We start from the raw sequence: 13,196 nt of genomic DNA, 5'->3' as shown, positions 1-13,196 counted from the left end.
CAAGGCGCCGCCGGGCGAGCGCGCGCGGCCGCGGCATGTTCCGTCTGTTCCCGGCACCGACCGGGCTGTTCCCGGACCATGTCCCATTCTTCGTCCCGGCATGAGCAACATGGTCGCGAACACATACACTTTCAATAATTGTATGGCATATTGTCTGCGACAGATCGTCGGGCGGGACCCTGGCCGTCCTCCCCGGCCGCACCGGCGCGCTGGCGCGCACCCGCCGACGGTGGGATGCTAAGGCGGCGCATCGGCGATGGTTCCCGCCCGCGGGTGACGCGCCGCCTCCAACCGGAGCTCCTGCGCCATCCGGCGCCAGGCCGGAGCCCCTCACATCGGGACCCGCGATGCTGCCCACCCTGCTCATCGCCGCTCTGGCGGCGGCCGGCGCCATCTTGGTGGCGCGGCGCTTCCGCGCCGCCCTCGCCAAGGCGCGCGCCGCGGTCGCGCGGGGCAGCACGGTGGCGGACCTGCCGAGCGGGCGGATCGAGTATGCCGTCGCGGGCGAAGGCCCGGCCTTGCTCTCCATCCATGGCGCCGGCGGCGGCTTCGACCAGGGCCTCGCCATCGCCGAAGGCCTCGTCGGCGACAGCGTGCGCACCATCGCGCCGTCGCGCTTCGGCTATCTGCGCACGCCGGTTCCCGAAGATGAGAGCGCGGCCGCGCAGGCGGACGCCCATGCCGCGCTGCTCGACCATCTCGGCGTCACCCGCGCCATCGTGCTCGGCCTGTCGGCGGGCGCGCGCTCGGCGGTGGAGTTCGCCTTGCGGCATCCCGCGAAGGTCGCCGCGCTCGTGCTCGTGGTGCCGGCGCTCCATGCGCCCGAAAGCCCGGTGGCGGTGGACCCGAGCCGGGGCAGCCGGCTGGCGTTCCGGGTGGTTGAGGCGGGCGGCGACTTCTTCTGGTGGGCGCTCAATGGGATCGCCCCGTCTCTGGTGGTGCGCTTCGTCGGCGTGCCGCCGGGGCTGCTGGATGCGGCAGGCGCGGCCGAGCGCGCGCGCATCCTGGCGACCTGCGCCGCCGTCTCGCCCTTGTGCGAGCGGGCCGCCGGCATCCGCATCGACAGCGCCTATGTGGCCCACGACCTGCCGTTCGCGCGCATCGCCGCGCCGACGCTGGTGATCTCGGCGCAGGACGACCATTTCAACACGCTGCCGGCCGCCCGCTGGGCGGCGGCGCGCATTCCCGGCGCCCGGCTCATGGTGCTCGAGAGCGGCGGGCACCTGCTGGTGGGGCGGCTCGACGCGGTGCGCGCGGAAACGCGCGCCTTCCTCGCCGGCGAAGGGCTGCTGGACGACCGGCCTCGGCAGGAAAAGCAGATGGTAGCAGCGGGCGGACTTGAACCGCCGACCTCCGGGTTATGAATCCGGCGCTCTCACCAACTGAGCTACGCTGCCACGGCGCAGGCCAAGGGCACCGCGCGAGAAGGCCCGCATATAGGGGAGCGGGCGATTGGCTGTCAAGGAACGCCAAGGGATTCCCACCGCCCCGCGGCACGGCGCCCGCCGGGCCGCGCGGCCGCGGTCAGAGCGGCCGCGGTCAGAGCGGCCGGCGCCGGATGCGCACCAGCTTGAAGAAGCCGACCGGGAACACCGGGCTCGTCTCCACCACCTCCATATCCGGGTGGCGCGCGGCCCAGGCCGTCAGGCGGCCGGCCTTGAAGGCGATGCTCCAGCCCACCCGCTTCACCAGCGGCGCCAGCGCCTGCTCGATGTGCATGGCCGGGCCCTCGTCGGCGCCGAGCTTGGAGGCGATGACGATCTCCCCGCCCGGCTTCAGCACCCGGCGCATCTCGTCGAGCGCGCCCTCCGGGTCCGGCACCAGGGTGATGACGAACGGCACCGTGACGGCGTCGAAGGTTGAGTCGGCGAAACCGAGCCGGCAGGCGTCCATGGCGCACAGCAGGCCGACCTGGTCGAGCCCGCGCTGCACCTTCTTCTCCACCGCCTTCTGCAGCATCTCGAACGACAGGTCGATGCCGGTGACGTCCGTTCCCTTGGGATAATAGGGCAGCACCAGCCCGGTGCCGACGCCCACCTCCAGAATCCGCGGGCCGGCGGCGGCGGCGGCGCGGGCCGCCCGGCGCTGGGCATCCGCCAGCAGCTTGACATAGACCTTGTCGTAGATCGGCGCCCATTTGGCATAAGCGCGCTTCTGGCCTTCGAGATCGTACTGGACCGCCATCCCCAATCCCCTCACGCCACCCGGGCGACCGAACCCGCCCCGCGCTCCGCGCCCATGATTGTGCCCCCGCCCAGCAGGCGGGCGGCGCCCGAACCGTGATCGTAAAGCACGCAAGCCTGCCCGGGGGCAACGCCCTCTTCGCCTACCGCCAGCTCCACCACCGGCAGGCCGCCGTAAAGCGCCAGCCGTCCCGGCGTCGGCGGGCGGGTTGAGCGCACCTTCACATGCACCTCCCGGCCCTCGGCGCAGGCGTCCTCGAACCGCCCGTCGCCGAGCCAGTTCACGTCGGCGATGCGGATGGTGCGCACGGCGAGCGCCGCGCGCGGACCCACCTTCACCTGCCGCAGAGCGGCATCGATGCCGACCACGTAGAGCGGCTCCGGCGTGGCGATGCCGAGGCCCTTCCTCTGGCCGATGGTGTAGTGCATCACGCCGCGATGGCGGCCGAGCACGCGCCCGTCGAGATGGACGATGTCGCCCGCCTCCGCCGCCTCCGGCCGCAGCCGCTCCACCACCTGGGTATAGTCGCCGCCGGGCACGAAGCAGATGTCCTGGCTGTCGGGCTTGTCCGCCACCTCGAGGCCGAAGCGCGCCGCGAGCGCGCGCACCTGCGGCTTGGTGAGCCCGCCGAGCGGAAAGCGCAGCCGGGCCAGCTGCGCGGCGGTGGTGGCATAAAGGAAATAGCTCTGGTCGCGCCCGTCCTCGGCGGCGCGGAACAGCGCGCGCCGGCCGTCCGGCAGCGCCCGGCTGGTCACGTAGTGGCCGGTGGCGAGCACCGTCGCGCCGAGCTCGCCGGCGGTCGACAGAAGGTCGCGGAACTTCACCGTGCGGTTGCAGTCGACGCAGGGGATCGGCGTCGCGCCCGAGGCATAGCTCGCGGCGAAGCGGTCGATCACCTCTTCCTTGAAGCGGCTCTCATAGTCGAGCACGTAATGGGGGATGCCGAGCCGGCGCGCCACCTCGCCGGCGTCGTAGATGTCCTGCCCGGCGCAGCAGGCCCCGGCGCGGTGGACCGCGGCGCCATGGTCGTAGAGCTGGAGCGTGACCCCCACCACGTCATAGCCGGCCTGGGCGAGCAGCGCCGCCACCACCGAGGAATCGACGCCGCCCGACATCGCCACCACCACGCGGGTTGAGGCGGGGTCGCCGTCGATGTCGAGGAAGGGCAGCTCAGTCACGGGCATGGGCCGGGTGGGGACAGGGAAGCGCACAAGAGCGCGTGGCACAATATAGGGTACGGGAGGGCCGGCGCAATTCGCCCGACACGACGACGGTGTCAGGACGCGGCTTCCGGTGTCGCACCGGCCGCGCCGCGGCGCCCGCCGCCGTTCCCCGGACACACGACGGCGCAGCCGGAGCGCCGATCCGGGGCCAGCGCAAGACTCCCGCGCAGAGAGCCTATTCGCAGCGCCGCATCGGTCGAGCCGCCTTCGGCGTACTCTTGCGCTGGGTCCCGGCTCTCCTCCCGCTCCGCTTCGCTGCGCTCCCGTCGGCCGGGACGCGGGGTGGTGACGTTCAGTCTGTGCGAGGGCAAGGGAAGCCTTGAAACCCCTCGCCGGTCAGGCGACGGCGCGCCCGCCGCCGTTCCCCGGACCAGCGACGGCGCAGCCGGAGCGCCGATCCGGGGTCCAGCGCAGGACTCCCGCGCAGCGGGCAATGCCTGGGGGCGTCGAGATTCAGAAGCGCCTGCGGCGGTCTCTGGCGCTGGGCCCCGGCGCGCATTCCGCTGACACGGCATGCGTCCGGGCGCGCGGGCGCAGACGGCCCCGGCCTCACGCCCGCGCGGCGCGGCGCGGGGCGTCCTCTTCGTCGGTGGCGCCCTCGAACACCGCCACCAGAGCGCGGCGGATCGCCGACTGGCGCGCCGCGCCGGTGATCTTCGCCCCCATGAGGTCGGTGACGTAGAACACGTCCACCGCCCGCTCGCCGAAGGTGGCGACATGGGCCGAGGCGATGTTGAGGTTGAGCCGCGAGAGCGTGGTGGTGAGCTCGAACAGGAGGCCGGGCCGGTCGAGGCCGGAGACCTCCACCACGGTGTGCCGGTTGGACCAGGAATTGTTCACCGTCACCTCGGGCTCCACCGAGAAGGTGCGCCGGCCCCTGGGCAGCTTGCGGCCGATCACCTCCGGCAGGCGCACGCTGCCGGCGAGCGCCTTCTCGATCGCGTCCTTCACCTTGTCGGCGCGGCGCTGCTCGTCCTCGTCGCGTTCGAAGGCACGGCGGATCGAGATGGTGTCGAGCGCGAGCCCGTCGGTGGTGGTGGAGATGTGGGCGTCGACGATGTTCGCCCCCGCCGAGGCGCAGGCCCCGGCGATCACCGAAAGCAGCTTGGGATGGTCGGGCGCCAGCACCATCAAGGTGGTGATGCCGCGCGTGCGGTCGAGCTCGCAATGCACCGCAAGGCTCTTGCCGGCCGCTTCGGTCGCGTCCACGAAGCGGGCGTGGATCAGCTTGGTGTCGAGGTCCACGCGCAGCCAATAGGGCGGATAATGGCGCGCTGCATAGGCCGCCACCTTCTCGTCGGGCCAGTCGGCGAGCGCATGGCGGAACTGGGCCTGCGCCGCGGCGACGCGCTTGCCGCGGTCGACCTCGGAGAAGCCGCCGGTGAGCACCGGCTCGGTCTCGTAATAGAGCGTGCGCAGCAGCTGCGCCTTCCAGCCGTTCCAGGTGCCGGGGCCCACGGCGCGGATGTCCGCCGTGGTGATGATGGTGAGCAGCTTCATGCGCTCGAGATTCTGCACCACGGCGGCGAAGTTCTCGATGGTCTTGCGGTCCGAGAGGTCGCGCGACTGGGCGACGGTGGACATCACGAGATGCTGCTCCACCAGCCAGGCGACCGTCTCGGTCTCCACCGCCGAGAGGCCGAAGCGCGGGCACAGGCGGCGCGCGATGCGGGCGCCGGCGATGGAATGGTCCTCGGGGCGGCCCTTGGCGATGTCGTGCAGCAGCAGCGCCACGTAGAGCAGCGCGCGGTTCTTCACGGTGGCCATCAGGTCGTTGGCGAGCCCGTTCTCGGGATTGGACTTGCGCTCGATCTCGGACAGGATGCCGATGCAGCGCAGCAGGTGCTCGTCCACCGTGTAGTGGTGATACATGTTGAACTGCATCATGGCGACCACCTTGCCGAACTCCGGCACGAAGCGCCCGAGCACGCCGGCCTCGTTCATGCGCCGCAGCACCGTCTCCGGCGCGTTGCGCGAGGACAGCACCTCCAGGAACAGGCGGTTGGCCTCCGGGTCATCGCGCAGCTCGGCGTCGATCAAGGCGAGCGAGCGGGCGGCGAGGCGCATGGCGTCGGGATGCAGCGCGAGGTCGCGCTTGTCGGCGATGTGGAACAGGCGGATCAGGTTCACCGGGTCGCGCCGGAACGCGTCCTCGTCCGCCACGTTGAGGCGGTCGTGGTCGACCATGAAGTCGGCGCTCTCCTTCAGCGCCACCGTGCGCGAACGGCCGGACAGACGCTGCACCATGCCCTTGAGGCCGGGGACCGGCTTGTCGTGGCGCTCCTCCAAGGCGGCGGAGAGGATCGCGGTGAGGTCGCCCACGTCCTTGGCCACCAGGAAATAGTGCTTCATGAAGCGTTCCACGTCCCGCTGGCCGGGATGCTCGGTATAGCCGAGGCGCTCGGCCATCTCCCGCTGCAGGTCGAAGGACAGGCGCTCCTCGGCGCGGCCGGTGAGGAAATGCAGGTGGCAGCGCACCGACCACAGGAAGTCCTCGCAGCGCGTGAAGAGCCGCGCCTCCTCGCGGGTGAACACCCCCTTCGCCACCAACTGGCCGGTGGCGCGCACGCGGTAGACGTATTTGGCGATCCAGAACAGCGTGTGGAGGTCCCTGAGGCCGCCTTTGCCGTCCTTCACGTTGGGCTCGACCAGGTAGCGCGACTGGCCGGCGCGGCGCAGGCGCTCCTCGCGCTCGGCCATCTTGGCGGCGACGAATTCGGCGGCGGTGCCCTCCACCACCTCCTTGTCGAAGCGCTTCTCGAGGTCGTCGAACAAGGTGCGGTCGCCCACCAGGAAGCGCGCCTCGAGGATCGAGGTGCGGATGGTGATGTCGGCGCGCGCCTGCCGCAGGCACTCGTCCACCGAGCGGGTGGCGTGGCCCACCTTCAGGCCCAGGTCCCACAGCATGTAGAGCATGGCCTCGGCGACGCTCTCGCCCCAGGCGGTCTGCTTGTAGGGCAGCACGAACAGGATGTCGGTGTCCGAGCCCGGCGCCAGCATGCCGCGCCCGTAGCCGCCCACGGCCGCCACCGCCATGCGCTCGGAGCGCGAGGGATTGTCCATGGGATAGAGCAGCGTGGTCGCCACCTCGAAGGCGGCCTGGATGACGGCGTCCTGGAGCGCCGACAGGCGCTGGGCGCAGCAGCGCCCGCAGCCCTCCTCCATGAGCAGCCGCTCGGCCTCGGCCTGGCCCTCGGCGAGCGCCCGCTTGAGGCGCGCCACCACCGCCTGGCGCAGCTCCAGGTCGCGGCCCTGATGGGCGCGGGCGAGGTCGAGGATCTCGGCCTTCAGCGCCTTGCCCTCGAAACGCTCGCCGATGGTCCTGGTCGCCCTCGGCGTGCGGGGGGCGGTGCTGTGCTGAACGGTCATGGCAAGAGTTATGCGCGAGATGGCGCAGGGCGTCGAGAGGCCGGGCGGATGGTCCTTTAAGGACTCCTGGCGCTGCATTGCAGCAATGCTGGACTGGTCCTCGGACACCGCCCATGCCGAGGCGGTTCATGCGCCTGCAGCGTCTTCACCCCGATCGCAGATCGGCCGCGTTCCGCGGCCCGGCGGACGCCTGCGGCAGACCGAGGAATGGCGCGATGTGGATCGGGAGGGGGACGTGCGCCTCAGCCGCGCCGAAGGCGCCGTCGCCTGAGCGCCAGCGTCAGCGCTTGCTGCCGCTGAGCCAGGCCAGAAGCGGGTTGGCCGGCGGCGGCGGGTTGGCGAGCTCGGCCACCACGATCATCTGCTTGACCTCGCCCCGCTTGAAGGCGGCGAGGAACTTCTCGTAGTCCTTGAACGAGACGCAGCCGTTGGAATCGCCGCGCGGCCCCAGCAGATAGGTGTGGGTGAGGATGCCGTCGCGCCCGAACATCTTGTCCCGGTCGACGGGATTCATGCGGATCGCCTCGACGCCGTGGAACAGCGATTCGCGCATCACCAGATTGTAGGTGTTGGGCGGGGTCGGGCCGACCATGCGCTTGGAGATGTGGCGCGGGTCGTCGAACATCTTGCCGTAGCCGGAATGCGCCTCGAGGCGCTCGCCGCTGGGCAAATACACGGTCTGGCCGACGATGTCATAGAGCGCGTAGCCGCTGCCCGGCTTCGGCAGGGGAACGTCTACCTTCTCCCAGGGCAGGTGATCCTTGTCGGCGTCGCGGTGGGCGAGGTCGGCATAAGTGTCGCGCTCGCGCGACAGCGGGTTCGGGGTCGGCAGCGGCGCGGCGACGCCGCCGGGCGGCACGACGCCGTTGGCCTGGCGGCCCGGATTGGCGGGCGGCAGCGGGGCGGGAATGGCGTTGCTGGTGACCACATTGGTGCTCGGCGCCTCGGCGGAGGAGGCAAAGCCGCGCGCGCCGGTCACCACGCCGGGCGCGAACATCCAATTGTCGCCCTGGACCAGGCTGCCCGCGGAGGGAATGCCGCCGTCAGTGCCGGGACGCGGGCCGGAATGGGTGCGCAGCACCACCGGGGGCGGGGCTGCGGGGGCCGGGGGGCCGGCCAGCTGCGGGGCCGGATGCGCGCCCGGACCCATGACCACCCAGAGGCTGCCGCCGACGACACCGGCCAGCGCCACGACGACACCGAGCCCCGCCAGCAGGGTCACGGGCGTGCGGCGCCGCGGCTCCTCATGGGGCTCATCGTAGAGGTCGTAGCCGGACTCGTCGTCCCAGTCGAAGTCGTAGGCCGTCATGGTCCTCGCTACTCGAAGCGGGAAGCCGAGCCCTGACGGGGCCGGACCGCCCTTGCCCGAAGCCGGCATGCCGGCTTCGAACCCACGAAGTGAGCCGCACCGGACCCGGTCCGGAGCCGACCCTCGCGCCAACCCCGCGAAGCAGTGCGGGATGCCACCGGGGCACCGCACGACAATAGAGAAGCCGGCGCCGATCTCAAGTCCGGCGTCCCGCCGCAGGCGGCGACGCCACGGGAAGGTGGGCGGTTTTTGCCCCCGAAGTGCTGGCGCGGCGCGGCGCGCACGACGGTTCCGCCGCTGCGCCAAGCCGCCGCTCTCCGCCGAGCATGCCCCACGGCGGTGAGCAAATCCTTAAGACGCCATGCACCAGAGCGGGATGGCGAGAAAATGGCCGGCGACCCACAGGCGGACCAGGGGGATCCGGCGGACGGGTTCCCGAGGCCGCACCCGTTCTAAGAGCCTGTTTGAAAATTCGAGCATTGGCGGCGCTGGGTTTCCCGGTCCTGCCCGGCCTCGTGCGGGGCATCCACGCCGGACCGTCTGCTCCACCGCCTGACAACCTGGCCCGGCCGACCCGCGTCGAGGGCCGGGACAAGCCCGGCCATGGCGCCGAGAAGGACCAAAGGGGGATACCAGCATCCGCCTGCGGCAATTTCCGAACGGGTTCTAGAGCTCCACCTTGGCCTCGAAGCCGCCGAAGATCATGCGGCGGCCGTCGACCGGCATGTCGGCCATGCTGGCCTTGATGCGCTCGTCCGCCATCACCTTCGCCATCACCGCGTCGCGGCTGGCGCGGTCGGCATAGACGATCCAGGAGAGCACCACGGTCTCGTCCTCCTTGGCCTTTACCGCGCGGGGGAAGGAGGTGAGCTCGCCATAGGGCACGTCCTCGGCCACGCACTCGACGAAGGCGAGGGCGCCATACTCTTTCCAGATCTCCCCCGCCATGCGGGCGAAGCCGAGATAGACGGTGAGCTTCTCCTTGGGTACCGGAACGACGAATCCATCCACGTACGACATGAGGCTTCTCCTTCGGCGCGGCGTCTTCGCCGCTCGCCCAAGGACGCGGCGCCCGGCGCCGCGCCGACACAAGCGGCGGAAAAACCGCGGCGGCGCTTAACCCGCCTTTATGGGCGCCGGGGCCAAGCTGCCGCGGGGGGATCGACCCGCGCCGGCGGTGGACGCCGGCGCCCGCATCTCACTTTCCGCCCATTTGGGTGGTGCAAGGGCGCAAAGCGGCCGGGCGCGGCGCAGTGGAGGTGGTGCCGATGGCGAAAGGCGGGCGCGGAGACGGGATGCGGCGCGAGCCGGTCCTCGGGCATGCCGGCGGCGAGCCCGGCGGGCTCGACATCCGCCTCGATCCGCGCGACCGCCCGGCCCCTGCCCCGGTCAAGCCCAAGCGGTCATCCGAGCGCCCGCCCGAACGCATCGCGCAGGTGGAGCCGCGGGGCCCGAAGCGCGCGACCAAGGAGGAGCGACCCAAGCAGGAGCGGCCGAAGCAGGAGCGGCTCCGGCCGGCGGAGCGCCGGGCCGAGCGCGGGCCCGGCCGGGGCGCCGGGCGCCGGCGCACGCCGCTGCTGTGGCGCGCGGTCAAGTGGGGCGCGCTGCTCGGGCTGTGGGCGCTGATCGCGGTGGCGGGCGTCGTCGCCTACGAGGCCTCCAAGCTGCCGCCCATGCACACTTTGATGGTGCCGAAGCGCCCGCCCACGGTCACCATCCTTAGCGCCGACGGCAAGACCCTGGCGACGCGCGGCGACATGGGCGGGGTCGCGGTGCCGATCCGCCAGTTGCCGCCATTCCTGCCCAAGGCCTTCGTCGCCATCGAGGACCAGCGATTCTACAGCCATTTCGGCCTCGACCCGGAAGGCCTCGCCCGCGCGCTCGTCACCAACATCACCTCGCGCCGGCTGCGCCAGGGCGGATCGACGCTGACCCAGCAGCTCGCCAAGAACCTGTTCCTGACCCAGGAGCGCACCGCCTCGCGCAAGATCCAGGAGCTGGTGCTGGCGCTGTGGCTGGAGGCGAAATTCTCCAAGGACGAGATCCTCGACCTCTATCTCAACCGGGTCTATTTCGGCGCCGGCGCCTATGGGGTCGAGGCCGCCGCCCAGCGCTATTTCGCCAAGTCGGCGCGCCAGGTGACCTTGGCCGAGGCGGCGATGCTGGCCGGGCTCGTCAACTCGCCCTCGCGCCTCGCGCCCACGCGCAACCTCAAGGGCGCGCAGGCGCGCGCCGCCTTGGTGCTCGCCGCCATGCGCGACCAGGGCATGATCACCAAGGACATGGCCCAGGCGGCGCTGGCCCGCCCGGCCCAGCTCGCCCGCCCCTCCGCCCCGGGCTCCAGCGGCTATGTGGCCGATTATGTGATGGAGCAGCTCGAATCGTTCGCCGGCGATGTCACCGGCGACGTCACCGTGCGCACCACCATCGAGCCCGCTTTGCAGCAGGCCGCCGAGCGGGCGCTGGAGGAGGCGCTGGCGAAGTCGGGCGGCAAATACGGCGTTGGCCAGGGCGCCCTCGTCGGCCTCGACACCGACGGCGCGGTCAAGGCGCTGGTGGGCGGACGCTCCTACGAGGACAGCCAGTTCAACCGCGCGGTGACCGCCAAGCGCCAGCCGGGATCGGCCTTCAAGCCGTTCATCTATCTCGCCGCTCTGGAGCGCGGCCTCACCCCCGACACGGTGCGCGACGACGCGCCGATCCAGCTCAAGGGCTGGCGGCCGGAGAATGCCAGCCATGAATACCGCGGACCGGTGACGCTCGAGACCGCGCTCGCTCTGTCGCTCAATACGGTCTCGGTGCGCCTCGCCCTGGAGGTGGGGCCGAAGGCGGTGGTGGACACCGCGCACCGGCTCGGCATCACCTCCACCCTCGCGCCGAACGCCTCGATCGCGCTCGGCACGTCGGAGGTGTCGGTGCTGGAGCTCGCCGGCGCCTATGTGCCGTTCGCGAACGGCGGCATCGGCGTCATCCCCCATGTGATCGACGAGGTGCGCGGCGCCGACGGCAAGGTGCTCTACCGGCGCAACACCTCCGGGCCGGGCCGGGTGCTCGATCCGGCCTATGCGGCGATGATGAACCGCATGCTGATCCAGACGCTGGCGACCGGAACCGCCCGGCGCGCCGATCTGCCCGGCTGGGAGGCGGCGGGCAAGACCGGCACCTCGCAGGATTACCGGGACGCCTGGTTCGTGGGCTACACGGCGCGCTACGTCACCGCGGTGTGGCTCGGCAACGACGATTCCTCGCCCACCAAGAAGGCCTCGGGCGCCAACATCCCGGTGGAGATCTGGAGCCGCTACATGAAGACGGCGCACCAGAACGTGCCGGTGGCGGAGCTGCCCGGGGGCCTGCGGTCCGCCGGCTTCGGCGGCATCGGCTACGGCCAGCCCGGCGGCAGCTTCCTGCCGCCCGACGGCGTGCCGGACGACCGCCCGCCCGCGGTGGTGGGGCAGATGCCGCAGCGCCCGGCGCCGCAGGAGCCCATGACCCTCGACCGCTGGTTCGTGGAGACCTTTCTCGGCGGCGGGCGGCGCTGACGCGCCGTGCGGGCGGCGCAGGGCGCTTGCGCCGGCCCCTGCGCTCGGGAATAAGCGGGGCATGACCACGCGTCCCAAGAGCACCGACAAGAGACCCGACCCGGCGGCTGCCGGCACCGCCGCGACCCCGCCCGCGGCCGGCGCCGCATCGGACGCCGCGCGGACCGCGGCAGCGGAGGCGGCGCTCCTCGAGCGGGGGCGGCTGATGTTCGCCGCCGAATGGGACTTCGTCTGCGCGGCGCCCACCATCGAGACCCTGCCGCCCATGCAGGGCCTGGAGATCGCGCTCGCCGGCCGCTCGAACGTGGGCAAGTCCTCGCTGGTCAACGCGCTCACCGGCCGGAAGGCGCTGGCGCGCACCTCGGTGACGCCGGGGCGCACGCAGGAGCTGATCTTCTTCCGCGCCGGGCCGGACCTGACCCTGGTCGACATGCCGGGCTACGGCTTCGCCAAGGCGCCCAAGGACAAGGTCGCGGCCTGGACGCACACCATCCGCGCCTATCTGCGCGGGCGGGTGAACCTCGCGCGGGTGTTCGTGCTGATCGACGCGCGCCACGGCATCAAGCCGGTGGACGAGGAAATCCTGGACCTGCTCGACAAGGCGGCGGTGTCCTACGCCATCGTGCTCACCAAAGCGGACCAGGTGAAGCCGACCGCCTTGCCGCAGGTGATCGCGGGAGTTGAGGCGCAGATCCGCAAGCGCCCGGCGGCCTTTCCCGTGGTCTATCCCACCTCCAGCAACACCGGCGCGGGGCTCGCCGAGCTGCGCGGCGCGGTGGCGCGCCTCATGGCCGAGCAGGGGTGACGCCGGGCGCGCGGCCTGGCCGGGCGGAGCAGGCCGAGGCACGATGGCGGGCCGATGCCGATGGGTGACGGCCTGCCGCACGCCGTCTTGCCCCGGCTCAGCCGGAACATCGGTTCGGGCGGCAGCGGGGCGGAAGCAGCGCCGGGGCCCTCCGGTCAAGCCGGGAGGGCGACGCGGCGCAGGTGGCCGCCGCGCGCACGGTCGGCGGCGCCGGAACGCGCCGTCCCAAGCGCCCGGGGCAAGTTGCTCAGGGCAAGTCGCTCAGGGCAAGTCGCTCAGGGCAAGTCGCTCAGGCGACGTCGTTCACGCCGGCGCGCCGAGACGGCGCGCGCCAACGCGCTCCGGCCAAGACGCCGGCGCCCGAGCGCGGCGCCCGATCTCAGCGGCGCGCCTGCTGCTCTTCCTGCATCAGCGCCTCGGTGGCGGCGATGACGCCCTCCAGCTCCGAGATCTTGCGCAGCATGCCGTCGGACGGCAGCGTCGAGCCCTTGGCCGCGGTGAGGAGAAGGTCGCGCTGCGCGGATTTCAGGCGATCGAGAAGGCCGGCCAGATCAGCCTCTGCCTGTTGCGACATCTGGTCTTGAACTCCTGCAAAAATGACAGGGGCGGGCGCAGCCTTCGGCGCGCCCGCCCCGACCTCTCGGTGAATTGGGATCGCGGCGCTCAAGTCGCCGCGAACGCGAAGAGCCGCCCGGAAGACGCCACGTCCAGAGGACGTAACGCCCCGGTCGGCAGCCATCCCCCGGATGCGGAACGGGGCCGACGCG

The 13,196-nt window shown here is 71.7% G+C and carries 10 protein-coding genes and 1 tRNA gene; 4 read left to right on the top strand and 7 right to left on the bottom strand.

The window, feature by feature from the left end; genetic code table 11:
• Positions 1-347: 347 nt before the first annotated feature.
• Complete coding sequence (locus tag ABLE88_RS23820) at positions 348-1,364, top strand: alpha/beta fold hydrolase (RefSeq protein ID WP_510182893.1); 1,017 nt, start codon at positions 348-350, stop codon at positions 1,362-1,364.
• Here ABLE88_RS23820 and ABLE88_RS12245 read toward each other — a convergent pair.
• From ABLE88_RS12245 to ABLE88_RS12230, 4 genes are all read right to left on the bottom strand, one after another.
• Positions 1,321-1,397: transfer RNA gene (locus ABLE88_RS12245), tRNA-Met, on the bottom strand. The two genes, ABLE88_RS23820 and ABLE88_RS12245, sit on opposite strands and share 44 nt — an antisense overlap.
• 142 nt (positions 1,398-1,539) lie before the next feature.
• Positions 1,540-2,184, bottom strand: a complete 645-nt coding sequence (locus ABLE88_RS12240; RefSeq protein ID WP_348831965.1) for a class I SAM-dependent methyltransferase — start codon at positions 2,182-2,184, stop codon at positions 1,540-1,542.
• 11 nt (positions 2,185-2,195) lie between these two features.
• Positions 2,196-3,368 (bottom strand): tRNA 2-thiouridine(34) synthase MnmA, encoded by a 1,173-nt coding sequence (gene mnmA, locus ABLE88_RS12235; RefSeq protein WP_348831964.1) that lies wholly within the window; start codon positions 3,366-3,368, stop codon positions 2,196-2,198.
• A gap of 588 nt (positions 3,369-3,956) precedes the next feature.
• Positions 3,957-6,776 (bottom strand): [protein-PII] uridylyltransferase, encoded by a 2,820-nt coding sequence (locus tag ABLE88_RS12230; protein ID WP_348831963.1) that lies wholly within the window; start codon positions 6,774-6,776, stop codon positions 3,957-3,959.
• 19 nt (positions 6,777-6,795) lie between these two features.
• Between ABLE88_RS12230 and ABLE88_RS12225 the strand changes: the two genes are divergently transcribed.
• A complete protein-coding gene (locus ABLE88_RS12225; RefSeq protein WP_348831962.1) occupies positions 6,796-7,047 on the top strand; it encodes a hypothetical protein in 252 nt (83 codons plus the stop codon).
• A gap of 9 nt (positions 7,048-7,056) precedes the next feature.
• On the opposite strand, the gene ABLE88_RS12220 is transcribed toward ABLE88_RS12225, so the two are convergent.
• The gene (locus ABLE88_RS12220) at positions 7,057-8,085 is read right to left on the bottom strand and encodes a DUF2778 domain-containing protein (RefSeq protein ID WP_348831961.1); all 1,029 of its coding nucleotides are present in this window, start codon (positions 8,083-8,085) and stop codon (positions 7,057-7,059) included.
• Positions 8,086-8,751: 666 nt separating this feature from the next.
• Positions 8,752-9,105, bottom strand: a complete 354-nt coding sequence (locus ABLE88_RS12215; protein WP_348831960.1) for a DUF1428 domain-containing protein — start codon at positions 9,103-9,105, stop codon at positions 8,752-8,754.
• A 275-nt stretch (positions 9,106-9,380) separates the two neighbouring features.
• On the opposite strand from ABLE88_RS12215, the gene ABLE88_RS12210 reads away from it, so the two are divergent.
• Both ABLE88_RS12210 and yihA read left to right on the top strand, forming a co-directional pair.
• A complete protein-coding gene (locus ABLE88_RS12210; protein ID WP_348831959.1) occupies positions 9,381-11,624 on the top strand; it encodes a transglycosylase domain-containing protein in 2,244 nt (747 codons plus the stop codon).
• 205 nt (positions 11,625-11,829) lie between these two features.
• On the top strand, positions 11,830-12,429 hold the full coding sequence (gene yihA, locus ABLE88_RS12205) for a ribosome biogenesis GTP-binding protein YihA/YsxC (protein WP_348832183.1): 600 nt from the start codon (positions 11,830-11,832) through the stop codon (positions 12,427-12,429).
• Positions 12,430-12,808: 379 nt separating this feature from the next.
• On the opposite strand, the gene ABLE88_RS12200 is transcribed toward yihA, so the two are convergent.
• Positions 12,809-13,003, bottom strand: coding sequence for a hypothetical protein (locus ABLE88_RS12200; RefSeq protein ID WP_348831958.1), 195 nt, complete (start codon positions 13,001-13,003; stop codon positions 12,809-12,811).
• Positions 13,004-13,196: the final 193 nt, after the last annotated feature.

The sequence above is a fragment of the Xanthobacter luteus genome, assembly GCF_040049235.1.
Classification (GTDB): domain Bacteria; phylum Pseudomonadota; class Alphaproteobacteria; order Rhizobiales; family Xanthobacteraceae; genus Xanthobacter.
Note: the sequence above shows the minus strand (reverse complement) of the source record. Positions and strands in the feature narration are given on the sequence as shown.

Coding starts and splice junctions, on each gene's coding strand:
- ABLE88_RS12230 (WP_348831963.1), bottom strand. CDS start 6,776: ATGACCGTTCAGCACAGCACCGCCCCCCGCACGCCGAGGGCGACCAGG.
- ABLE88_RS12215 (WP_348831960.1), bottom strand. CDS start 9,105: ATGTCGTACGTGGATGGATTCGTCGTTCCGGTACCCAAGGAGAAGCTC.
- ABLE88_RS12200 (WP_348831958.1), bottom strand. CDS start 13,003: ATGTCGCAACAGGCAGAGGCTGATCTGGCCGGCCTTCTCGATCGCCTG.
- mnmA (WP_348831964.1), bottom strand. CDS start 3,368: ATGCCCGTGACTGAGCTGCCCTTCCTCGACATCGACGGCGACCCCGCC.
- ABLE88_RS12225 (WP_348831962.1), top strand. CDS start 6,796: ATGGCGCAGGGCGTCGAGAGGCCGGGCGGATGGTCCTTTAAGGACTCC.
- ABLE88_RS12210 (WP_348831959.1), top strand. CDS start 9,381: ATGCGGCGCGAGCCGGTCCTCGGGCATGCCGGCGGCGAGCCCGGCGGG.
- ABLE88_RS12240 (WP_348831965.1), bottom strand. CDS start 2,184: ATGGCGGTCCAGTACGATCTCGAAGGCCAGAAGCGCGCTTATGCCAAA.
- ABLE88_RS12220 (WP_348831961.1), bottom strand. CDS start 8,085: ATGACGGCCTACGACTTCGACTGGGACGACGAGTCCGGCTACGACCTC.
- ABLE88_RS23820 (WP_510182893.1), top strand. CDS start 348: ATGCTGCCCACCCTGCTCATCGCCGCTCTGGCGGCGGCCGGCGCCATC.
- yihA (WP_348832183.1), top strand. CDS start 11,830: ATGTTCGCCGCCGAATGGGACTTCGTCTGCGCGGCGCCCACCATCGAG.